Raw genomic sequence first — 20,765 nt, forward strand, 5'->3', positions numbered from 1 at the left:
CGCCACATCACATCCTCAGTATGGCAGATCGTTGTGACCTTTGTCTCCCTGATGACGTGAACGGTGGCTGAACAGGATCTCCAGCAGGTCCGCCACCCCCTCGGGGGAGGGCACGCGGAACTGCGCGGCGGTGAAGTCCTCGCCGACCTTCACCCCCAGATCGGGGTGGGGCAGTCCGGGGTTGGTGTCGAGGCGGGCGAAGGCGGTCTCGTCCGTGGTGTCATCCCCGGCGTAGAGCACGGTGACCGGGCCGAGCACCGTGCGGAGGAAGTCCAGGGCCTCGCCCTTCGAGGAGCGGACCACGGACGCCTCCAGGACGCGCTTGCCCGACATGAGGTGCACGCCCTGCTCGCGTTCGAGCAGATGACGGGCCGCGGCCTCGGCGTCCACGGCGTCCTCCACCGTGGCCTGGCGGGTGTGCAGCACGGCGCCGGCCGGCTTCTCCTCCACCCAGCAGCCGGGCGCCACCTGGGCGACCTCCTCGAGCACCTGGTGGACCTTCTCCAGCAGGGCCTGCTGGGCCGGGTCCAGCACCAGGCCCGCGCTCCCGGCGCCGAGCCAGACCTCCGCGCCATGGCTGCCGACCAGCAGGGTGTCCGGCGTGGGCTGAGCCACGGCCCGCAGACTCGCGAGGGAGCGGCCGGAGACGAGCGCCGTCGTCGTGCTCTCCAGCGAAGAGAGGCGGCGGAACGCCGCGGCCGCGCGGGGGAGGGGGCGCGCCTCGTCGGCGTGAGCGACCAGAGGGGAGAGGGTGCCGTCGAAGTCCAGGGCCACGAGCAGCTGCGGGGCGTCGGCCAGATGCTCGACGGCGCGGCGCAGCTCCGCGTTCAGGCTGCCGCGCGTCTGCTCGGGCCAGATGGGCTCACTCATGCCGGTGGCCCTCCGCCCGCGTGAGGTCGGACAGCCGGTCCAGGAAGGCCGTGGACCAGCCCTGGACGTCGTGGGTGAAGACCTGTCGGCGCATGGACCGCATCCGGCGGGCCGCGTCCGGGCGGGACACGGTCGTGGCCGCGAGGATGGCCGACTTGAGCCCGTCGATGTCGTGGGGGTTGACCAGGAAGGCCTGCTTGAGCTGATCCGCCGCGCCGGTGAACTCGGACAGGACCAGGGCGCCGGTGTTGTCGACGCGGGCCGTCACGTACTCCTTGGCCACCAGGTTCATGCCGTCCCGCAGCGCCGTGACGAGCATGACGTCCGCCGCGAGGTACAGCGCCACCATCTCCTCGACCGGGTAGCTGTGGTGCAGATAGCGGACCGCGGTGCGGCCCAGGGTGTCGAAGGCGCCGTTGATGTGGCCCACCGTGCCCTCGATCTCCTCACGGAGCCGGCGGTACTGATCCACGCGCTCGCGGCTGGGGCTGGCCACCTGGATGAGGCATGCCTCCTCCACGGTGAGGTCCCCGTCCGCGAGGAGTTCTTCGAACGCTTTGAGGCGGTGGCGGATGCCCTTGGTGTAGTCCAGCCGGTCCACGCCCAGGAGGACCGTCCGCGGGTTGCCGAGTTCGTGCCGGATCTGGCGGGCCCGGTCCACGACGGCGGGATCCTTGGCGAGCGCCTCGATCTGGCCCACGTCGATCGAGATGGGGAACGCCTCGGCCACGCAGAGGTGCGCGGTGGGGAGGCCCGGGTCGACCATGAGGGACTGGGACTTGCCGGTCTGCGGCTTGCCCTCCACCGTCACTCGCGCCGAGGAGGCGCCGGTCAGGCGGAGCGCGGCGCGGACGAAGTTCCGTGCGTCGCTCGTGCGCTGGAAGCCGAGCAGATCGGCGCCCAGGAGGCCTTCGAGGACCTCACGGCGCCAGGGCAGCTGGGCGAAGATCTCCGGCGGCGGGAACGGGATGTGGTTGAAGAAGCCGATCGTCACGTCCGGGCGGATCTGCCGGAGCAGCCGCGGGACGAGCTGGAGCTGGTAGTCCTGCACCCAGACCGTCGCGCCCGGAGCGGCCACCTTGGCGGTGGCCTCGGCGAAGCGGCGGTTCACCCGGCGGTAGGAGTCCCACCAGGTGCGGTGGAACTCGGGGCGGGCCGTGACGTCGTGGTAGAGCGGCCAGAGGGTCGCGTTGGAGAAGCCCTCGTAGTAGAGCTCCACGTCCTCGGTGCTCAGGGCGACCGGGACGATGTCCGTGTCCCCGTGGGTGAAGGGTTCCACCGTCTCGTCCGGTGCGCCATGCCACCCGACCCAGGCGCCATCAGCGCCCTGCATGACCGGGGCGAGGGCCGTCACGAGGCCGCCGGGGGAGCGGCGCCAGTGCGCGCCGCCGTCGTCGTCCACCACACGGTCCACGGGCAGGCGGTTGGCCACCACCACAAAATCGAACTGACGCGAGGATTCCCCCGCGGTACTGCTGTTGTCCTCGGCGTGCACGGCGCCCCCTCAGAGGTTGGCTTCTCGATTCCTGCTTCCAGCCTAGTCGCACGTCGGGTGCGGGGTGGATGTGTGACCGTGCGGGTCAGCTGAGGGGCGGACGGCCGGTTCCAAGGTCCGCTCGTGTCGCCGACCAGCGGTTTCCCAGACATCTGGCCTAAAATCGTGCTGAATGAGGTAGCCCAGGGCCCCGAGGCCCACTATCCCCCTGAGGAAGCATGAGCCCTTCTAATGAACCGCGCCCCAGCAAGGCCGAACGTACCGCGCAGGCCCGTGAGCAGGCCCGCATCATCCGTGAACAGCAGGTGAAGAAGGAGAAGCGGAACAAGCTTCTGCTCATCTGGGGTGTGGTGGTCGCCGCCGTGCTCGTGGTCGCGATCGTCATCTGGGCCATCATGGCCAACAACGCGAACAACGCGCCCATCCCGGACTCCGGCAGCACCCCCGCCAACGCCAACATCCACGGCGGCGTGATCCTGACGAAGGACGGCGTGGCCGCTCAGACGGCGGCTCAGGTCAACACCGCGACGCTGCCTGCTCAGCCGACGGCCGCGCCGAGCCAGGGCGCCTCTGCGAAGGCCCCGGGTGTCGAGGCGGAAGCCGGCAAGCCGGTCAAGGTGGTCGCCTACGTCGACTTCATCTGCCCCGTCTGCAAGAACTTCGAGACCACGTACGGCTCGCTCCTGGACGAGAACGTGAAGAGCGGCAAGATCACGGTGGAGTACCGCCCGATCGGTCTGCTCGACTCTCGCTCGACCACCAACTACTCCTCCCGTGCCGCCGCCGCAGCGGCCTGTGTCCTGAACGTGTCCCCGGACAAGTACCCGGCGTACTTCAAGGCCCTGTTCGACAAGCAGCCCGCCGAGGGCGGCGCCGGTCTGACCAATGACCAGCTGAAGTCGATCGCGCAAGAGGTCGGCGCGAAGGACATCGCCACCTGCGTGGACGAGCGCACGTACCGCCCGTTCGTGAAGGTCGCCACCATGGAGGCCACCGCGGTGGGCGTGAACGGCACCCCGACCATCTTCGTGGACGGCAAGCAGTACGGCGTCGGCGACTCCGCGAACGTTCAGTTCCCGGACATGATCACCCAGGCGATCGCCGCGAAGACCGCCAAGAAGTAATTGCGGCGCTCCCGTCCTTCGAGACGGACTGAGTTCCCGACGACGGCCCGTCACCCTGAGAGGTGGCGGGCCGTCGTGCTGTCCCGGGTGGGCCGCGGTGCGGCTTCCGGGCCGCCCGTTTGGGGAGTCCTCCCGCTCTCGGCTACGCTTTAAGCCGCGCTGCCGTGGCTTCACGCGGCGTCTGCCTCCTTAGCTCAGTTGGCCAGAGCACCTGTCTTGTAAACAGGGGGTCGCCGGTTCGAATCCGGCAGGGGGCTCCACGAGATTTACCGCGCAAATCCAACGAAGTAGGCCCGCCCAGGAAACTGGGCGGGCCTACTTTTTTGTCCGGAATCAGGCGATGTGCGCACGTTGTGAGCACGCCATGACATCACACCGTTTCAGGAGACGGCCTCAGCCATGCCGAAACCGCCGCCGCCTGCTTTCTCTCACGCTCCTCGAACAGATGGCTGTACGTGTTCGAAGTGATGGCGATATTCGAGTGACCCATCATCTTCGACAGGAGTGTCAGCTCAGTGCCCATGTCGATCTGGATGGACGCGTACTGGTGCCGCAAGCTGTGGAAGTGGGCAGGCGGCAGACCCAGACGCTTGACCGCTCGCTCCATCCACTTGGACGGATGCCCCGGGCGGAGCTGCGTGCCGTCCTCGTGGACAAAGACCCTCCCACTGTCCGCGTAGTGATCGCCCCACTCCGCGCGTTCCATCTCCGTGCGGGTCCGAACAAGCGTCAGGAGATCAACGACGTCCGGCGACAGGAGCACGGTCCGGGCGCCGGCCTTCGTCTTCGGTGCGCCTTCCGTCACCCGCCCATTCACCTCGACAAGGTTGACGTTCACCGTGAGGCGCCCCTGAGCTAGGTCCACATCGGCCCAGCGGAGACCGCAGATTTCACCTCGCCGAAGACCGGTACTGATTGCGAACTCGAACAGAGGGCCGAGACGCGTGGTGCGGGCTTCTTCGAGGAAACGGATCGCGTCAGCCCGCTCCCACACGGTGACCCTCGGTCGCTCTGCTGCGGGAAGCTCGTGCTGAACCGCGGGGTTCGACTCGATAAGGCCTCGGCGCATCGCGTCCCCGAGCGCACTGGACAGACACGCGACGACTCGGCGTACTGTCACAGCCCCAAGGGGCCGCGGTCGATAGTCCTGCCCTGTCACTGTCTTGGCCCGGAGCGTGTCGATGAAGTGCGCGACATCCGCGCGTTTGAGCGCCGTGAGCCGCTTTTCACCCAGTGTCGGGACGATGTGTGCGTCCGTGTAGGTCCGGTACATGTAGATGGTGGTCGGCTTGTGCTCGCCGTCCCGTTCAAGCCGGTCAAGCCAGGCAGCCATGTAGTCGGCAACGGTGGTCTGATTGAAGAACTGGTCACCTTGTCCGCGATAGGCCCTCAGGGCCCGCTCTAGGGCTTCCTGCGCGTCCTTCCGCCGCTCATAGCCGCTACCCGAGAGGTAGCGGCGCTTCCGGTGTTCAGGCTTCCCAGGCTGCGGGTCCGCCACGGTGCCGGCGCTGACCCGGTAACCCCATGTGCCGTGCCGCGGGTCCTTCAGTTTGGGGCAGGGCCGCCCCGCGGTGAACTGCTTCCCGCTCTCGTCCCGGCAACCGCACCGCCGGCTCACATCAGCCATCGGTCTCACTCCCTCGTTCAACTTGCCCTGCTGCAGCGTTCTTCAAGCGGGCAACGGCGGACACGATCATGTCCCTGTCTGTCGGCGTCACCCAGCCGGGCTGCAGCTCATAGTCCGTGGTAACGAACTCCCAGAACTCTTCCTCGGACATCTCTCTGATGCGCTCCAACCATTGCTGTGTCAGGTCAGGGCCGGAGAGAATCGCGCGTGCTTGGTCGCAACCCTCTTGGATGGCTTCCGCGTCCTCGGGGATCACTTGCCCCTCCGCCAAATCGCGTTCCAGCCGGCTAGCAAGGTCGCGGAGCAGCCCCGAGTAGAACTCGACGCTGTGAAGCCAGCGACCGGCCAATTTGTGAGCGGATTTGAGACTGGCGATGTACTCCTCAAGTTCCATGACCTCGCTTCGCGTTTCGGCGACAAGATCATCGACGCCTACATCGAACAGCCGAGCGATGACCACGGCCTCGCTCAACCGAACTGGGCGCTCACCCCGCTCCATTCGAGCGACGGTCGTGGGATGGAAGTTGGTAAGGCCTGCGTCGGAGAGCCTGGTTGCAAGCTCTGACATGGTCCAGCCTTCGTTCTCTCGCAGTTGCTTCACTGCGAGTCCGAAGAGTTCATCAGGGGTTCCGGGGTTCTTCATAAGCACATCTTCCAACACAAGATGTAACTATTCAACACAGGATGCTTGAAGATGAGGCTGGAAATCATTACGCTGTGTGTATCGACAAACACACTGTGAAAATCAACTTGGACAGAGGAGGTCCCCATGGTCGATCACACGGGCGTCAGCTACGCCCCTTACCGAGTTTCGGAGTTCGCGAAGATCGCAGGCATGACGGAAGTGGCGATCTACCAGGGGATCAAGGACGGCACGATCCCGTCCCTCCGGGTGGGACGCCGACTGTTTGTGCCAAGAGAGCGTGGCCTCCGCTGGCTGCGCGGCGAGGAATGACCCGCACAAAAATGCCGGCCTGGACGGTGCAACGTCCAAGGCCGGCGCAAGCAACCACCAACCAGCAAGGAAAGGCATTCGCTATGAACACCAAGGTAACACCAGCCGCAGACATTCGTTCGGCCCTGACACGTGAGGCGGTTCAGCACATGAAGACCATGTTCAACCCCAAGTCGCCCGAAGCGCTCAGGCAGGATCGCCACGCAGCCTACATGTCGGTCTGGCGTGAGTCGTTTTCGTCCGGGACCCGGGTGGTCTACAAGCGGAACCTGGCAACCGGGACGATCACTGGGATGACCCTCGACGATATCGCTACGGTCGAGTGGGACGAGCTCGCCATGAGCAACACCGTCGCACTCAGTGAACTCGTCAAGCTCCACGTCGATTTCAAACCAGGGCAGCGCGTCACCCACACCGTGACCGGGGATTGCGGAGTCGTTGTGCCGATCACCGCCGACATGGTCTGGCTCACCCACGGCGGCGTCCCGGTCCAGTTCGACGGCATGGATAGCTGGCAGGGAATCGCCACATCGCAGTTGGTCCGGGAAGAGGACAACTTCGTACCCGTCGTCCTCTGGGAAGGCGTGAAGGTCTACCACGGCGGCGAGATCGAGCAGGAGCGGGAGAAAGCTCGGGCCAACGAGATTCGTAGGGCTCTGCGGCCCTTGGGCCTTCGGCTCCGTAAGAACTCGGGCAGGATGCCATGGCAGGACGGCTACGGGACGTACAACGTAGTGCACGCCGCGACCGGTCGGACTCTTAGCTCGATGGTGCATCTGGATGATGTCTTGGACGTGATCGCGTGAACACTGCGGAACACCGTCTGGCGTGGATTGAGCGCATGGAACTGGACAAGCTCCGCCACCGGGCCAGGAAGCAGGGTTGGCGGATTCAGAAATGCCGCACAACGAACGACCGCAGTCCTGACTACGGCAAGTACTACGTCTTCGCCGTCGAGGCGCCTGCGGGCCAGTGGAGGACGCGGGAGTATGTCGCCGGCCCTCTCACTCTCGAAGAGCTCGGCGCCCTCATCACGAACACACCACCACAGGTGACGCTATGACCGCCGTCGCGGCGGCAGCAGCGCCGCAGGAGCCGCGGAAGGTGGGCCATGCGGAACGATTCCAGTGCCGCGTGGAGGACTTCCATGAACTCATCGAGACAGGAGAGTGGCCTCCCAGGGCCGCAGTACGGGCAGGGTGGCCGACCCCGTCCGCGGCGGCCCGAAACCTCACCAGGAGAGGCCTCTACGCGGAGGCACGCCTCATTGAGCACCCACCCGTAGAAGCCCACGGCGCCCACGTCAGGGCGGGCATCCTCCACCTCGGAAGGAACAGCCGCCGTTGACCAACCACACGGACCCTGCACCGCATCAGGTCGCGGGGTCCGCCATTCCCAGACCCGGAAGGAGGTGAGCAGATGGGGTCCAAGAACGTGGCGAAAGTCTTCGAGAACTGGCCAGGGCTAAACGACAAACCAAAGCTCGCCCTGATCTGGATGAGTTCACAGGCTCGCGACGACGACCGACCACCCGTGTTCTGGGGTCAGCGTGAAGAACTTGCCCATGCAATCGGGGTTGGACCAGACAACGCCGATGCCGCCGGAAGAGCTGTTCGCCGCGCATTGAAGGATCTCCAAAACGCCGGCGCGATCACCTGGTCCGGTCAAGCCTATCGAGGCGTCGGATCAAGCTACGCCCTCTGCTTGGACCCCACCGTCAGGTGGCGCCCCACCGGTTCGGGACGCGACATCACATGGATTCTTGATAACCGCGATCCGCCCGAAGCATCTGTGGATAACCCGCCCTAAAGGTGGTCGCTGAGTGACCACCAATCCAGCGGAAAGGTGGTCACTCACTGGTCGGAAAGGTGGTCACTCACTGGTCGGAAAGGTGGTCACTCAGCGACCCCCCAACTACAAGGAACTCCAACATCACTTCAATCAGATCGTCGCCACCCGTAACGCGCGCGAGCGTCGCTGTGGAAAACCCAAGCGACGCCCTGACTGACGAAACCCTCGAACGGATCAGCCCATGAACCCCGACCTCGAACACCAAGCCGCGACCCTCGCGAAGACCTGGTCCAAACTCGACCTCGCCCGTCTCGCAGTCCGACACCAAGAGAAAGCCCAAACACTCCACCGGGCGAACAAAGCCCTACGCGCCGAAAACGCCCTCTACCGGGCCCGCGAACGCGAACAAGGCCCAACCACCCAACACCCCACCCCCAATGCCACAGGAGGAACCACGTGAACAGCAACGGCAACGTTGCCGACCCCCGCGCGCACGCACATGATGGGCCTACGCCTCGGAGCGGCACCCCCTCTCAGAACGAGCAGGAACAACTCGCTGCCGGCGTCGGGTCGCTTCTGGTGGAGCTGCGGAAATCAGTGCATATGTCTCAAGAAGCGGCGGCAGCGCGAGCGGGTATCTCGGTGTCCTACTTGCGGCGTCTGGAGCACGGGCGTCGGCGCCCCTCCGGTGAGATGCTCGCGGTCCTCGCGGTCGTCTTCACGCGCCGGCCAAGTGATCCCATGGTTGCCCTTGCAAGGCTCTTGGAGGCCGTAGGGGCGTCGCTGGGGAATGGGAGTTCCCGGAGGCTGTCCAGGACGGCGCGGGGCCACCTGGCGGACCTTGTGGCTCGTGAACGGCTTGTGCATGGGGCGGCGGTGCGGGATCGCGGTCCCGAGCTAATGCTCGCCCCCGACGCGCAGGTGAGAGTCAACCCGCGAGTCCCGCTGTTGGCGGACGTGCGTGAGCTGGCTGGACCGGCGCTTCACGCAGTGATGGAAGAGCGAATGACGGTCTTGCCCGATCTTGACGGCCCGGCCAACTGGTGAGGTATCAGTCGCCCAGCCTCTGACATGGGCGAATAACTGCGCAATGAGCGGTGTGATCACCGCGGAAAGGTTCCCACATGGAAATCCCTGACAAGTCCACACCATGGCGAGCATGGGTGATCGACCCCGGATTTCACGGTCTCCCACTAGAGGCCGACGGACATGCACTGATGGTGTCCGAATTCGAGGGCCAGCACGTCACCGTAGCTGTCGAGAGAGATACCGCGATGATGGCTCTAGAAGCGATCAGCCACGACCCTGGCGAAATGCTCGTGCTCGGCGGCGAACTGACCGGGTGGGTGACACTCGGTTGGCCCGAAGAGTGGTTGAGCTGGCGGCGTGAGTGGGCTCCCGTATACGCCGCAGGAGGGGAGCGCGCGTGAGTTATGACCGCATCCCAGCCCGGATCCAACTCACTACCCCTGAGGAAATCCGCGAAGCCCTCCAAATCCCTGACTCCACGCCCGTCGCCGGGGTCGGTCGAGCCTGGATCATGGGCGCCGAAGAATCCTGGGAACTCTTCCTCACATTCGAACGCGCCACCGAACTCGTCACCTACTACCAACTGACGGGGCTGGCCCCAGAGTTCCGCATCGCGGACGACGGGCAGACCGCCAAGTACCGAATCCTCGACGGCCCGCCCGTCAACTGGCGCGAACACGACGACGCCGAAGCATGGGTACTCCCCTGGGACGAGGCCGAATGACAATCCAAGCCGACCGTCAAGGCCGTATCACCGGCGCACCGGAGGAACTCTGGAAAGTCGCCATGATCGTCCAGCGCGCAATCCGCAACCAATCACACCGCGACGGCGGCGGTTTCAGCCGCGAGGCTTTGGACTTCGTCAACGCAGTAGGCCGCGCAACAATCACACCCTCGGTTCCGTTCTCGGAACCGGGGGAGAGCCATCACCGCACCATGGGATTGACGGTACGAGAAGCAGCCACCAGGCGTGGATGCTCCGAAAGCCTAATCCGTCGAATGGCCCGCAACGGCCAACTACCAGCCACCCGGCAGGGCCACCAATGGGTCATCGATCCCGACGCGGTCGGCCCCGCCCCAGAGCCCTGAGAAAGGGGCCAACCATGAGCGACACGGTCTACTTCAAGAATCCCGCTGGCGGCGTCAACTCCTGCACCCGCGAACACTGGAACCACTACCTCACCGTATTGGAAGAGGGAGTCCGGTACCCGAAGCACGGCTTCACCGAACTCACCGAGGACGAAGCCCGGGAAGCACACCCGCAGCTCCTCGGCGCCCCGGACCTCTCGGTAGTGTACCGGCCCGACGAGCTGACCCGCCTCATCGACCGAGAGCGCAGCGAGCAACGCCTCTTGGAGCTCAGCGAACAGAACATGGCCGCACGACGAGCGGCCAACTGATGGTTACCCGCAAGACAGTCAAGGCGTCTCCCGGCACCCCAGAGGAAATTCTCGCCGAGGCCCACGCCACCGCACACAGCACAGCCGCATTCGTCGGTGAACTGGAACAGCGCATCCGGAGCGCCGACGAAACGGTGACGCAGTCCGACCTCGACGAAGCCCGATCCCGCGCTGAGTGGGCACAGCTCCAACTCGACGCAGCCAAGGTCAAGGCCGAACGGCTCCGCGTCGAACTGGCACACAAGGCGTATGAGGAACACGTCGGCGCCCTGTACGAACTCGCCACCGGAGACCAGAGCGAAGCCATCGAGGAGCACCTCGCCACTGCCCGTGCGGCACTCTCCGACGCGTTCGCGCTGATCGACGACCAGAACGCCGCCGTGTACGCGCTGAGCCGCTACATCAGCGAACACGCCGACGAACTGCCACACGAACACGTCACCACCGCCCATATCCCCGGGATGAACCACGTCCCCGCCCAGGCGTGGGTGCAACGCCCGAACGGTACCAAGTCATGGTTCATCACCAGTGACAAGGTCCTGACGAAGCTCTTGAAGCCGATCAAGCCGCTGCTTCTCACCCACCGCGGAGGCCGGCACATCGACTGGCTGGAGTCACTATGACCGATCAGACGTTCAACCGGTCGCAGCTCGCAGACCCCGCGTTCTACCAGGCGAACCGCGCCGAAATCCTCGATGCCGCCCATCACGGTCGGATCATCGACGACCTGACCCACGTCACCGAGGGGGACACCGTCGAGCAGTTCGAGAGTCCCGAGGACTTCGTGAGCAGCCTCAGCTCAGCACAGCAGGCATACCTCCAACAGATCGTCACCGCCGGCATTCTGCCCCCGAACACCACAGCGGTCGGCGGAACGCTCTACCACCACATGACCCCGGACCAAGCATCAGTGGGCGGCGACGGAAGGCACGCCGCATGAGCTTCGCGCCCAGGGTTGTCAGCGAGCCATCCATCGTGCTGCCTATCGGTGGTCGCGAATGGATGCTTCCACGTCTGAGCCAAGGGTGCTCCCGGAAACACGTCGAGCATGAGAACCGGCGCGGTGAGGTCACCGCTGGGGAGGCCGCGCAACTGTTTCTCAGCGGCGGCGTGTACCGAGAAATGCTGGAAGCCGGCGTTTCAATAGAGGCCATTGCCCGGGCGCTCTGGGTGGTCCTCACCGACCACAAGGTTGGGCGTCAGGCCGCGGAAAGGGCATGGCGTCAGGGTCCGCCTGCCGACTCAGTGCGGGCGTTCGTCGATGCAGTCGCAGAAGCGAAAACGAATGAGTAGGCGATCCGCGCGCTGCGCGTGCACACATCGTGCTTGTGACGACTATTTGCCCAGTTCAGGCATGGGGCGGCTGACAACCAATCAGCCGCCCCTTGTCGTAACCATGTCAGGAGGTCACCTTGGCAACTGAGGGACCCACCACCGCTGGCTCAATCGACGCGAAGCTCAACCTCGACATCGACGACTTTGAGCGAAAAGTAGCGATCGCGAAGGCGAAGGCCAAGGAACTCGGTGACACCGAGGTCCACATCAAGGCCGACGCCGACACGGCCCGGGCCATGGCCCAACTCCGCGAACTGCAAGCGGCGGAGAAACATCTCGCTGCGGCGGTTTTGGCTCGTGATCGTATCGAGATGAACGCGACGGCCACGCAGGCACAGAAGGCCCGCGCGGAGCGTGTCGTGAAGGATGCATCCGACGCGCTGATCACTGTGCAGCAGCGCATGAGTAAGGGCCAGGACGAACACACGGGCTCGCTCTGGAAGAACATCAAGGCCCTCAACATCCAGACGAGCGGATTCAAGCTTGTTGGCGCAGCAATAGTCCCCCTGATGGGCATGCTCGTCGGCATGGGTGCTGCGGCTATTGGCCTCGGCGCTGCCATGGGTGTGATGGGCGCCGCGGGGCTCGTGGCGATCTTCGGCATCAAGAAAGAGATGGCCGACGGCACCCGCGTCGGTGCCGCATACTCCCAGGGCCTCGGCCTCCTGAAAGACAACTTCGAAACCCTGTCCCGGACCGCCGCCGTCGGTATGCTCGTGGGCTTTCAGAAGGTCGTCGGGGATATCAACTCGAATCTCCCCTTCCTCAACCAGCTCATCGGGGAAATGTCGTACCGTCTTGGCGTTACCGGTTCGATCACTCTTGACGCACTGTTCACCGCTCTCCGGGGCCTTGAACCGCTGATCATGCAGGGCTCGCGTGCGTTCGAGGACCTGTCTGTCAAGCTCCTGCAGATCAGCAAGTCGCAGGGGTTCGGCCAGTTCGTGGACTACGCCATGCAGAACATGCCCAACCTGCTGAGTCTCATCGGCCAGCTCGTCGTACTTGTGGCGCACGTCGTCGCCGCGTTCGCTCCGCTGGCATCGGTCACGATCCCGGTGATCACCGCCATCGTGCAGGGCCTCAATGGGCTCCCGCTGCCGGTCGTCGCTGGCCTTATCGCGGGCCTGGGTTCCCTGTCCACGGCGTTCGACATCGCGAAGGTCGCTGCGGTCACGTTCGGCATAGAGTCGAGCCTCGCTGTACCGGTCATCGGCATCCTCCTCGCCGGGGTCGTCGCCCTCACCGCGGGCTTCCTGTCCGCAAATGGAACGACTGCCGACGCCGCCCAGGCCCAGCAGGCATACCGGTCGGAACTGGAACAGACCAACGGCGTGATCGACGAGTCGATCCGTGCCGTCGTCGCCAAGCAGGTAGCTGACGGCGGCCTCGCTGACGCCGCTCACGCCCTGGGCCTGTCCCTCGGTGACATCACGGACGCCATCATGGGGCAGCCGGAAGCCATGGACAAGGTCGCCAAGGCGTCTGACACGAATGGGCAGGCCTTCAAGGACCAGGCCAAGGCCATCATGCAGTCCAAGGGCAGCTTGGATGAGGCGAACGAAGCTGGTGATGCGTACGCGGCAAACGCCGACAAGGTCCACGGGTTCCTGACGGCCAATTCCGCGGCGCTCCAAGACCAGGCCCAGAAGCAGCGCAGCCTCACCGAGGCAATGAAGCAGGGCAGCGGCGAACTCACGACCCAGCAGCTCGTGCAGCAGCAGCTCGCTACTCAGCTCGGGGTCACGGCTGGTGCGGTCGCTGACGCCCAGAAGAAGCAGGATCAGAACAAGACCTCGACGGAGCAGGCCACCGTCGCGATGCAGCTCCAAAACAACGCCGCGGGTCTGCTCCGGCAGGCCCTCGATGCGCTGAACGGCAAGACGATCAGCCTGGAACAGGCGCAGAACAACGCCGCATCCGCGACGAACGCTGTCACCAAGTCGTTCCAACAGAACACCACGTCCCTCGCGGGCAACAGCGAGAAGGCCATCGCGAACCGCGTAGCCCTGGTCCAGAAGGCTCAGGCGGACCAGCAGGTCGCCATCGCCGTCGGGGACGCCACCAGGTCCACGGTGAAGGGCACGGCTGCGTACGCGAATGCCAAGGCACAGCTAGAGCAGAACCTCCGGTCCCAGGGCCTCCTCACGGGCGAAGTCCAGGCATATATCAACAAGCTCTACGACGTGAAGAACCTCAAAGTTCCGGCCACTGTGATTGACGTGAACACCTCGTCTGCGCAGTCGAAGCTCGCGTTCATCACTCAGCAGCTCCGCAACCTGAACGGCATGAGCGTGACCACGTACATCGACACGGTGAACCGTGGCGGGTCCATGGGGTTCGGGAAGCAGACTGAGGCGCCGTTCGCTGACGGCGGCACGGTCGAGTACCACGACTGGGGCGGCTCCGCCGGCTCCGCGTCGCGCGGCACTGACACGGTGCGTGCGGTCCTCACCGTGGGTGAGGAAGTCGTGCGCCGGCCTGCTGCCATGTCGATGCGTCGGAACCACCCTGGGGCGTTGGAGTACATCAACCAGTACGGCACGCTGCCGCCGCAGGGTCAGGGCCCGATCAACTTCAACCCCACGATCCTCGTGCAGAACCCCTTCACAGGGGAGATGGTGCAGGCCGTCATGGTTAGCACTGCGGACGAGCGCATCAACGCGTCGTGGAAAGACGCCTCCCGCCGAAGGATTGGAGTGAGCTGACGTGACCGTCACGATCCGAACGAACCGTGCAACCAACCCGGCTGCGGCCTCCACCACCGGGTGGGGCGCCGTGGCCGGTACGGGCGGCTAATTCTTGTCGGTCGCCTGGTGCATTCTGACCTCATCGGTTAGGAACACTGGAGAGGATTTGTCATGGATGCAGCGAATCGGTTGGATCGGGACCTGTCGATCAAGGAGGTGGCTGAGCTGACACAGCAGAGCACTCGCGTGGTCTCTGATCTGGTCCGGATGGGCCGCTTTCCGAACGCGTACAAGGCGGGACGGGGTGGCGTCAGCTCCCCGGTCCGCATCCCGGCAGCGGACGTTGACCGCTACCGCCGCACCCAGCCCCGCGCCGCGGGGTCTGCCTAGACCCATTTATTTCGACGTCGGTGGGTCCCGTAATGTTGTGCACATCACATGGCGGGGCGCAGTACGCATAGCACGGGGGAATGATGACAAACGATGATGCCGCAAGCTGGTATCGGCCGCATAACGACGAGGACGCAGCCCACGTCGAGGAAGTGCTTTCGGCAGACCCAGCAGTACGCGTCGGGGTGGCATTTTGCACTGCACTCGGGCGCCGCGAAGAGTATCTTGAACAGCTCAGAATGCTCGTCACCCCCGAATCTGCGGAGGCGTGGGGAGACTTCGCCTCTGCGGCTGCACTGCTGTCCAATATTGAGGACGCCGCATATGGGTCCATTGCTGAGCGGGCATACGATGACCCCGACGTTGCATACCTCAAAATCCTGAGCGGCGTCACTGAGGGATTTCAGGTTCTTGAAGGCCAGCCTATCCTGGCCGCAGCGGTAGTCACGTTGGTCCTACGGGATGGGGTGCCTGTTTACGGCGGCGGACGTGGATGGCTGGTTCATTCGCTGGGGGTGCATTCCCGACCAGAGGAGACGCCGCACGGGGCGTACTGACTGCGCGTGCGCACGGTGTGAGCACCAACCACATGAGTCCCCCCGGGGTGGGCCGTCATGGGACGCGGTGAGAAACCGCGTGATCCTGGGCAATTTTGGACTATGCGTTACCAGCGTATGCCTGCTGCGATGGCGGTGAAGTGTCTTGTAAACAGGGGGTCGCCGGTTCGAATCCGGCAGGGGGCTCCACGAGAAGGCCCCCGGAATCCGCGTGATTCCGGGGGCCTTCGGCGTGTCCTGAGTCCGCTGTCCGGGCGGTGAATCCGCTACATCTGATAGCGGATTCACCACTCGGACAGCGGACTCGGCGGGTGGGGTGGGCGTGGTGTGCCCCGGCACCTTGTCAGTGATCACCCCCACCCCGAATTGCCATTCCCGGCGGACCGGCTTAGCCTGAAAAGGCAGCGCTTCGTTAGGCGAGGTTCCTGTACGAACAAAGGCCACTGATCTGACGACGTCGAGAGACGCCCAAGGTTAGGACAGGTCCTCCCGGATTAAGGGTTGACCCAAAGTGGCTTCCGGTTGCCGAGAGCAGCGGATACGTCGTGCAGTGCCAAAGCTCTTACGTGGAGGCGACCACGGCAGCACCGGAACATCCATGACACACGCCATGACCCTGTCCGGCCACGCCAGTCCACCAGCCCGGGACCACAGCGCCCGGGACCTCCCCGTTCGTGAGGCGCGCACGAGCTTCACAGGAGGTGAGTCCCATGTCAGCGGACAGTTGCAGTCAACCCCGTCATACCCAGGGGACCGCCTCCGCGCGCCGCCTCCGCTCCTGAACCCCTCCTGCCCACGGCAGCCCCGTCCACCGCACCGGTGACGGCGGGCGCCTGCCCGTGGTCCGCCGTCGTGCGCTTCAGCACCGACAGGCCGGGAGCGGCCGAGCGCCGAGCCGGATCCCCTTGCCCCGCCGCCCGCCGGTCACCATCCGGCCCTGCGGCAGCCAAGGAGTACCTCATGCTGACCTTCCTCACGCGCGGCGCCGAGCGCACCGCGTTCTCCGAGACCACCCGGCAGGCCACCGCCCGCCGTTCCACCGCCTTGCTGGACGTCGCCCGGATGACCCCGGAGGCGGCCCTGCGCCACCTGGGCACCGCCCCCGAAGGCCTCACCGCCCACGACGTCCGCGAGCTGACCCAGCGCTTCGGCCCCAACGACATCCGTCACGACCGTCCGGCCCCGGCCGTGGTCCAGTTCGTAAAGGCGTTCGGGAACCCGTTCGTGCTGATCCTGCTGTTCCTGGCGGGCGTCCTGTTCATCACCGACGTCGTGATGGCCGATCCGGCCGACGGCCCCGACTACAAGGGCGTGCTGACCGTCTCCGTGATGGCGACCATCAGCGCCGTCCTCCGTTTCTGGCAGGAGTACCGGGCCGGGAACGCCGCCGAGAAGCTCCGCGCCATGGTCACCACCACCGCGGCCGTGACCCGGTGCGTGGGCGGCAAGCCGGTGAGCGGCGAACTCGACATCCAGGAGATCGTCCCCGGGGACATCCTGACGCTGGCAGCGGGGGACATGCTCCCCGCGGACGTGCGCTTCCTCCGGACCAAGGACCTCCAGCTCAACCAGTCCATGCTGACGGGCGAGGCCATGCCCGTCGAGAAGAGCGCAGAGCCTCTGCCGCCGGCCGTGGCCGGGGCAGACGGTGACGCGTCCGACGACGTCGACCCCCTGAACGCCGACAACCTCGGCTTCATGGGCACGTCGGTGGTGTCCGGGTCGGGGACGGCAGTGGTCGTCGCCACCGGGAACCGCACCGCGTTCGGCTCCCTCGCCGCGTCCCTGTCCGGCACCCGGCCCGAGACCTCGTTCGACGTCGGCATCCGGAAGGTCAGCACCACGCTGATCCGGTTCATGCTGATCATGGTGCCCACCGTGTTCATCATCAACGGACTGACCAAGGACTGGACCAGCGCGTTCCTGTTCGGCGTCACGACCGCCGTGGGCCTGACGCCGGAGATGCTGCCGCTGGTGGTGACCGCGAACCTCGCCAAGGGCGCGAACCTGATGGCGAAGCACCGGGTGATCGTCCGGCGTCTGAACTCCATCCAGAACCTGGGCGCCATGGACGTGCTGGCCACGGACAAGACCGGCACGCTCACCGAGGACCGGATCGTCCTGGAGCAGCACCTCGACAGCACGGGCCGCCCGAGCGAGCGGACCCTGCTCTCGGCCGCGGTCAACGCCCACTTCCAGACCGGCCTCCGCGGCCTGCTGGACCGGGCCATCCTCGACGCGGCCGGAGACGAGCTGCCCCGCCTCACGGGGGCGTTCACCCTCGTGGACGAGATGCCGTTCGACTTCGCGCGCCGCCGCCTCTCCGTGGTCGTGGAGGACCTGGACGGCCACACCGTGGTCACGAAGGGCGCGGTCGAAGAGGTCCTCTCGCTGTGCACGCACGAACTCGTGGGCCGGGTGCCCGGGGGACGTGCGGCGCCGCTCGGCGAGGACCGCCGCCGGGAGATCGAGGAGCTGGTGGCCGCTCAGAACGCGCTCGGGCTGCGGGTCCTGGCCGTCGCGGTCCGGGAGATCCCGTTCTCCGCGGACGGGCCGCGGGCGGAGGAGGAGCTGCCGCGCACCGCGTACACCGTGGACGACGAACGGGACATGACGCTGCTCGGATTCCTCACCTTCCTGGATCCGCCGAAGGCGAGCGCCGGGCCCGCGCTGGCGAGTCTGGCCCGCAACGGCGTGGCCGTGAAGGTGATCACCGGGGACGGCGCCCTCGTGGCGCGGAAGGTCTGCGCCGACGTCGGGCTCGACACCGGCCGGGTGGTCCTCGGCCAGGAGACCGAGGGCCTGGACCTGAAGCAGCTGGGTGAACTGGCGGAGCGCACCACGCTCTTCGCCAAGGTCAACCCCACCCAGAAGGCCCGCATCCTCGAGGCCATGCGCGAGCACGGCCACACGGTCGGGTACCTGGGCGACGGCGTGAACGACGCTCCGGCGCTCCGCACCGCCGACGTCGGGATCTCCGTGGACACTGCGGTGGACATCGCCAAGGAGTCCGCGGATATCATCCTGCTCGACAAGGATCTGACGGTCCTGGAGGCCGGGGTGATCGAGGGCCGCAGGACGTTCGTGAACACGATGAAGTACATCAAGATGACCGCGTCCAGCAATTTCGGCAACATGTTCAGCGTCCTCGTGGCCTCGGCCATGCTGCCGTTCCTGCCCATGATCCCCGTGGTGGCGCTCATCCAGGGGCTGGCCTACGACGTGTCCATGCTGACGCTCCCGTGGGACCGGGTGGACCGCAAGGAACTGAGCCGTCCGCGGGTCTGGGAGGCCGAGAGCCTGTCCCGGTTCATGGTGCGGATCGGGCCGCTGTCCTCGATCTTCGACATCAGCACCTACGCCCTGATGTGGTTCGTGTTCGCGGCCAGCACCCCCGAGCACGCCGCACTCTTCCAGTCCGGCTGGTTCGTGGAGTCGATCATCTCGCAGACCCTGATCGTGCATTTCCTGCGCACCCGGAAAGTGCCGTTCCTGCGCTCGCGGGCGAGCCTGCCCGTGCTGGTCGCGACCGTGGCGGTCTGCGTCTTCGGGCTGGTTCTGCCGTTCACCGGCTTCGGCGCGGGCCTCGGCCTGGTGCCGCTGCCGTGGACGTACTTCCCCTGGCTCGTGCTCACCCTGGCCGCATACTGCGCCGTGGTCCAGCTGGCGAAGCGGCTCTTCATCCGCCGCTTCGGCGCCTGGATCTGAGCCTTCGCCACCCTCTCCGGAGCGCACGACGACGGCGGGCGGCTGCGCGCCGAGCCGCCGCCCGCCGTCGTGCGCTCCGCACTTCCGCGGCCTTTCGCCGCACCGTCACCGAAGACTGGGAGGAACCCCATGGACGCCCTCGACCTCACCCTGCGCATGGTGGCCGGGCTGGGCCTCGGAGCTGCGATCGGCTTCGAACGCCAGCTCCGGTCCCGCACCGCCGGTCTGCGCACCAACGCCCTCGTCAGCCTGGGGGCCGCCCTGTTCGTGATCATGGGCGCCTTCAGCTTCACCGGGGAACGCGCGGACCCCACGCGCGTGGCCGCACAGATCGTCTCCGGCATCGGCTTCCTCGGCGCCGGCGTGATCATGAAGCAGGGGGCCTCGATCTCGGGACTCAACACGGCCGCCACGCTCTGGGCCTCTGCCGCGGTCGGAGCGCTCGCCGGGGGCGGGATGCTGCTGCCGGCGCTCGGCGGGACACTCGCCGTCGTGCTGTCCAATCTGCTGCTGCGTCCCCTGGGACGTCTGCTGGACCGCCGCGGAGGCCCGGCCGCCCGGGAGACCGTGGCCACGGAGTATCACTTCGTGGTCCGGTCCAGCACTCTGGCCGAGGTCGCCGTCCGGTCCGCCGTCGTGGAGGCCGTGCAGCGCCCCGAGTTCACGGTCCACTCGGTGGAGGCCCGGGACATCCAGGAGGGGCAGACCGAGCTCACCGTGGTCCTCAGCGCGGCCGAACGGAGCGACGCCGCCCTGGAGAAGGCCATCGCCACCGTGGTGCCGATCCCCGAGGTGACCGCCGTCCGCTGGCATGCGCTGGAGCTCGGCGGGGACGACTGATCCCGCCCCCCGGATCACTGTTCGGACTCGGCCTTCCGGCGTGGTTAACGATCCAGTGCTCATCGCGGCTCCGGCAGGATCCCAGAGGCCCGAACCGGCGTAGCGTGGGCCTATCAGCGTTCATTCTGCGGAGGAGCGGTCATGAAAAAGATCCGTGCGCTGCTGATGGCACTTCTCCTGCTGGCCGGACTCGGTCTGATCGCCCCCGCAGGGGCGCAGGCCAGCCCGTACTGCGGCATCACCTGGGGGTCGCTGGCGAAGAGCGCCGGCGGCATGTCCACGGCACCCGTGACGAACGTCCGCACAGGCCAGCAGACCTGTTACGACCGCCTCGTGGTGGACCTCCAGGGCAAGGCCAAGGGTTTCACCGTCAGCTATGTCACTCAGGTGCGGCAGATCGCCAGCGGGCAAGTGGTTCCGCTGCGCGGCGGGGCGTTCCTGAACATCGTGGTCAACGACCCGGCCTACCGGGCTGACGGGACCGCGAGCTACACCCCGGCCAATCCCCGGGAACTGTCCACTGTGTCGGGTTACTCGGCCTTCCGCCAGGTGGCGTTCGCCGGATCCTTCGAGGGCAAGACGTCGATCGGCCTGGGTGTGAGGGCCCGGCTGCCGTTCCGGGCGTTCATCCTGGACGGACCCGGGGGCGGCTCACGCCTGGTGGTGGATGTGGCGCATTACTGGTGAGAGCAGTATGTGAGCGACTGAGGGGACGGCTTGAGGCCGTCCCCTTCTCCGTGGCCGGAAGCCGGGTCACGGAGCGACTTTCTCCGTCACGAACCGCCGCCGGCCGGCGGCGCGGAGTGCGTCCGGCGTCGCGCAATGCGCCGTGATCCGGCTTCACACGGCGTGATCGTGAGCCACGGAGCGTCACACCTGGCACGGCGGTGCGCCTCCTTCGGGAGCGGTTCGCCGAGTCGATGCTCACGGAGCGACGCCGGGCGTCATCCGCCG

22 protein-coding genes, 1 tRNA gene and 1 riboswitch are annotated in these 20,765 nt (G+C 66.1%); of the genes, 19 read left to right on the top strand and 4 right to left on the bottom strand.

All coding sequences use genetic code 11. The features are described 5' to 3' along the window. Window positions 1-15 precede the first annotated feature (15 nt). Both otsB and P9849_RS03120 read right to left on the bottom strand, forming a co-directional pair. A complete protein-coding gene (gene otsB, locus P9849_RS03115; protein WP_278268252.1) occupies window positions 16-870 on the bottom strand; it encodes a trehalose-phosphatase in 855 nt (284 codons plus the stop codon). Beyond that, the gene (locus P9849_RS03120; protein WP_278268253.1) at window positions 863-2,365 is read right to left on the bottom strand and encodes a trehalose-6-phosphate synthase; all 1,503 of its coding nucleotides are present in this window, start codon (window positions 2,363-2,365) and stop codon (window positions 863-865) included. Before P9849_RS03120 ends, otsB begins: the two co-directional genes overlap by 8 nt. Window positions 2,366-2,583: 218 nt before the next feature. Between P9849_RS03120 and P9849_RS03125 the strand changes: the two genes are divergently transcribed. Together P9849_RS03125 and P9849_RS03130 are read left to right on the top strand one after the other, a co-directional pair. Continuing rightward, complete coding sequence (locus tag P9849_RS03125) at window positions 2,584-3,489, top strand: thioredoxin domain-containing protein (protein WP_278268255.1); 906 nt, start codon at window positions 2,584-2,586, stop codon at window positions 3,487-3,489. A 183-nt stretch (window positions 3,490-3,672) separates the two neighbouring features. Then, window positions 3,673-3,749: transfer RNA gene (locus tag P9849_RS03130), tRNA-Thr, on the top strand. A 110-nt stretch (window positions 3,750-3,859) separates the two neighbouring features. Here the strand turns inward: P9849_RS03130 and P9849_RS03135 are convergent. Both P9849_RS03135 and P9849_RS03140 read right to left on the bottom strand, forming a co-directional pair. After that, on the bottom strand, window positions 3,860-5,116 hold the full coding sequence (locus P9849_RS03135) for a site-specific integrase (protein WP_278268256.1): 1,257 nt from the start codon (window positions 5,114-5,116) through the stop codon (window positions 3,860-3,862). Beyond that, window positions 5,109-5,759, bottom strand: a complete 651-nt coding sequence (locus P9849_RS03140) for a helix-turn-helix transcriptional regulator (RefSeq protein ID WP_278268257.1) — start codon at window positions 5,757-5,759, stop codon at window positions 5,109-5,111. The genes P9849_RS03135 and P9849_RS03140 overlap by 8 nt, the downstream gene beginning before the upstream one ends. A gap of 126 nt (window positions 5,760-5,885) precedes the next feature. On the opposite strand from P9849_RS03140, the gene P9849_RS03145 reads away from it, so the two are divergent. The 17 genes from P9849_RS03145 to P9849_RS03225 all read left to right on the top strand — a co-directional run bounded on the left by P9849_RS03145 (window position 5,886) and on the right by P9849_RS03225 (window position 20,498). Beyond that, complete coding sequence (locus P9849_RS03145; RefSeq protein WP_278268258.1) at window positions 5,886-6,071, top strand: helix-turn-helix domain-containing protein; 186 nt, start codon at window positions 5,886-5,888, stop codon at window positions 6,069-6,071. 83 nt (window positions 6,072-6,154) lie between these two features. Continuing rightward, window positions 6,155-6,877, top strand: coding sequence for a hypothetical protein (locus P9849_RS03150; protein ID WP_278268259.1), 723 nt, complete (start codon window positions 6,155-6,157; stop codon window positions 6,875-6,877). 35 nt (window positions 6,878-6,912) lie between these two features. After that, on the top strand, window positions 6,913-7,134 hold the full coding sequence (locus P9849_RS03155; RefSeq protein ID WP_278268260.1) for a hypothetical protein: 222 nt from the start codon (window positions 6,913-6,915) through the stop codon (window positions 7,132-7,134). A 356-nt stretch (window positions 7,135-7,490) separates the two neighbouring features. Then, window positions 7,491-7,880, top strand: a complete 390-nt coding sequence (locus P9849_RS03160) for a hypothetical protein (protein ID WP_278268261.1) — start codon at window positions 7,491-7,493, stop codon at window positions 7,878-7,880. 438 nt (window positions 7,881-8,318) lie between these two features. Continuing rightward, complete coding sequence (locus tag P9849_RS03165; RefSeq protein WP_278268262.1) at window positions 8,319-8,909, top strand: helix-turn-helix transcriptional regulator; 591 nt, start codon at window positions 8,319-8,321, stop codon at window positions 8,907-8,909. A 77-nt stretch (window positions 8,910-8,986) separates the two neighbouring features. Continuing rightward, window positions 8,987-9,292: a hypothetical protein gene (locus P9849_RS03170; RefSeq protein ID WP_278268263.1), complete on the top strand. Its 306-nt coding sequence runs from the start codon at window positions 8,987-8,989 to the stop codon at window positions 9,290-9,292. Continuing rightward, on the top strand, window positions 9,289-9,615 hold the full coding sequence (locus P9849_RS03175; protein WP_278268264.1) for a hypothetical protein: 327 nt from the start codon (window positions 9,289-9,291) through the stop codon (window positions 9,613-9,615). The genes P9849_RS03170 and P9849_RS03175 overlap by 4 nt, the downstream gene beginning before the upstream one ends. Window positions 9,616-9,994: 379 nt before the next feature. Then, complete coding sequence (locus tag P9849_RS03180; RefSeq protein WP_278268265.1) at window positions 9,995-10,291, top strand: hypothetical protein; 297 nt, start codon at window positions 9,995-9,997, stop codon at window positions 10,289-10,291. Beyond that, on the top strand, window positions 10,291-10,914 hold the full coding sequence (locus tag P9849_RS03185) for a hypothetical protein (protein ID WP_278268266.1): 624 nt from the start codon (window positions 10,291-10,293) through the stop codon (window positions 10,912-10,914). Before P9849_RS03180 ends, P9849_RS03185 begins: the two co-directional genes overlap by 1 nt. Beyond that, window positions 10,911-11,231: a hypothetical protein gene (locus tag P9849_RS03190; protein ID WP_278268267.1), complete on the top strand. Its 321-nt coding sequence runs from the start codon at window positions 10,911-10,913 to the stop codon at window positions 11,229-11,231. Before P9849_RS03185 ends, P9849_RS03190 begins: the two co-directional genes overlap by 4 nt. After that, entirely contained in the window at window positions 11,228-11,584 is a 357-nt protein-coding gene (locus P9849_RS03195; RefSeq protein ID WP_278268268.1) for a hypothetical protein, read from the top strand. Before P9849_RS03190 ends, P9849_RS03195 begins: the two co-directional genes overlap by 4 nt. Window positions 11,585-11,703: 119 nt before the next feature. Further along, window positions 11,704-14,334, top strand: a complete 2,631-nt coding sequence (locus tag P9849_RS03200; protein WP_278268269.1) for a hypothetical protein — start codon at window positions 11,704-11,706, stop codon at window positions 14,332-14,334. Between the two features lie 153 nt (window positions 14,335-14,487). Continuing rightward, the gene (locus P9849_RS03205; RefSeq protein ID WP_278268270.1) at window positions 14,488-14,706 is read left to right on the top strand and encodes a helix-turn-helix domain-containing protein; all 219 of its coding nucleotides are present in this window, start codon (window positions 14,488-14,490) and stop codon (window positions 14,704-14,706) included. An 80-nt stretch (window positions 14,707-14,786) separates the two neighbouring features. Continuing rightward, window positions 14,787-15,263, top strand: a complete 477-nt coding sequence (locus P9849_RS03210; RefSeq protein ID WP_278268271.1) for a hypothetical protein — start codon at window positions 14,787-14,789, stop codon at window positions 15,261-15,263. Window positions 15,264-15,664: 401 nt separating this feature from the next. Next, a riboswitch (M-box (ykoK) riboswitch) is annotated at window positions 15,665-15,842 on the top strand. A gap of 381 nt (window positions 15,843-16,223) precedes the next feature. Then, the gene (gene mgtA / locus P9849_RS03215; protein ID WP_278268272.1) at window positions 16,224-18,971 is read left to right on the top strand and encodes a magnesium-translocating P-type ATPase; all 2,748 of its coding nucleotides are present in this window, start codon (window positions 16,224-16,226) and stop codon (window positions 18,969-18,971) included. A 129-nt stretch (window positions 18,972-19,100) separates the two neighbouring features. Further along, complete coding sequence (locus tag P9849_RS03220) at window positions 19,101-19,811, top strand: MgtC/SapB family protein (protein ID WP_066217404.1); 711 nt, start codon at window positions 19,101-19,103, stop codon at window positions 19,809-19,811. 141 nt (window positions 19,812-19,952) lie between these two features. Continuing rightward, window positions 19,953-20,498 (top strand): hypothetical protein, encoded by a 546-nt coding sequence (locus P9849_RS03225; RefSeq protein WP_278268274.1) that lies wholly within the window; start codon window positions 19,953-19,955, stop codon window positions 20,496-20,498. Window positions 20,499-20,765: the final 267 nt, after the last annotated feature.

The organism is Arthrobacter sp. Y-9, assembly GCF_029690065.1.
Lineage (GTDB): Bacteria > Actinomycetota > Actinomycetes > Actinomycetales > Micrococcaceae > Arthrobacter_E.

Bases quoted from the DNA above. Each gene is read 5' to 3' on its own strand.
- otsB (WP_278268252.1), bottom strand. From the start codon at position 870: ATGAGTGAGCCCATCTGGCCCGAGCAGACGCGCGGCAGCCTGAACGCG.
- P9849_RS03125 (WP_278268255.1), top strand. From the start codon at position 2,584: ATGAGCCCTTCTAATGAACCGCGCCCCAGCAAGGCCGAACGTACCGCG.
- P9849_RS03135 (WP_278268256.1), bottom strand. From the start codon at position 5,116: ATGGCTGATGTGAGCCGGCGGTGCGGTTGCCGGGACGAGAGCGGGAAG.
- P9849_RS03140 (WP_278268257.1), bottom strand. From the start codon at position 5,759: ATGAAGAACCCCGGAACCCCTGATGAACTCTTCGGACTCGCAGTGAAG.
- P9849_RS03145 (WP_278268258.1), top strand. From the start codon at position 5,886: ATGGTCGATCACACGGGCGTCAGCTACGCCCCTTACCGAGTTTCGGAG.
- P9849_RS03150 (WP_278268259.1), top strand. From the start codon at position 6,155: ATGAACACCAAGGTAACACCAGCCGCAGACATTCGTTCGGCCCTGACA.
- P9849_RS03155 (WP_278268260.1), top strand. From the start codon at position 6,913: ATGGAACTGGACAAGCTCCGCCACCGGGCCAGGAAGCAGGGTTGGCGG.
- P9849_RS03160 (WP_278268261.1), top strand. From the start codon at position 7,491: ATGGGGTCCAAGAACGTGGCGAAAGTCTTCGAGAACTGGCCAGGGCTA.
- P9849_RS03170 (WP_278268263.1), top strand. From the start codon at position 8,987: ATGGAAATCCCTGACAAGTCCACACCATGGCGAGCATGGGTGATCGAC.
- P9849_RS03180 (WP_278268265.1), top strand. From the start codon at position 9,995: ATGAGCGACACGGTCTACTTCAAGAATCCCGCTGGCGGCGTCAACTCC.
- P9849_RS03185 (WP_278268266.1), top strand. From the start codon at position 10,291: ATGGTTACCCGCAAGACAGTCAAGGCGTCTCCCGGCACCCCAGAGGAA.
- P9849_RS03190 (WP_278268267.1), top strand. From the start codon at position 10,911: ATGACCGATCAGACGTTCAACCGGTCGCAGCTCGCAGACCCCGCGTTC.
- P9849_RS03195 (WP_278268268.1), top strand. From the start codon at position 11,228: ATGAGCTTCGCGCCCAGGGTTGTCAGCGAGCCATCCATCGTGCTGCCT.
- P9849_RS03205 (WP_278268270.1), top strand. From the start codon at position 14,488: ATGGATGCAGCGAATCGGTTGGATCGGGACCTGTCGATCAAGGAGGTG.
- P9849_RS03210 (WP_278268271.1), top strand. From the start codon at position 14,787: ATGATGACAAACGATGATGCCGCAAGCTGGTATCGGCCGCATAACGAC.
- mgtA (WP_278268272.1), top strand. From the start codon at position 16,224: ATGCTGACCTTCCTCACGCGCGGCGCCGAGCGCACCGCGTTCTCCGAG.
- P9849_RS03220 (WP_066217404.1), top strand. From the start codon at position 19,101: ATGGACGCCCTCGACCTCACCCTGCGCATGGTGGCCGGGCTGGGCCTC.
- P9849_RS03225 (WP_278268274.1), top strand. From the start codon at position 19,953: ATGAAAAAGATCCGTGCGCTGCTGATGGCACTTCTCCTGCTGGCCGGA.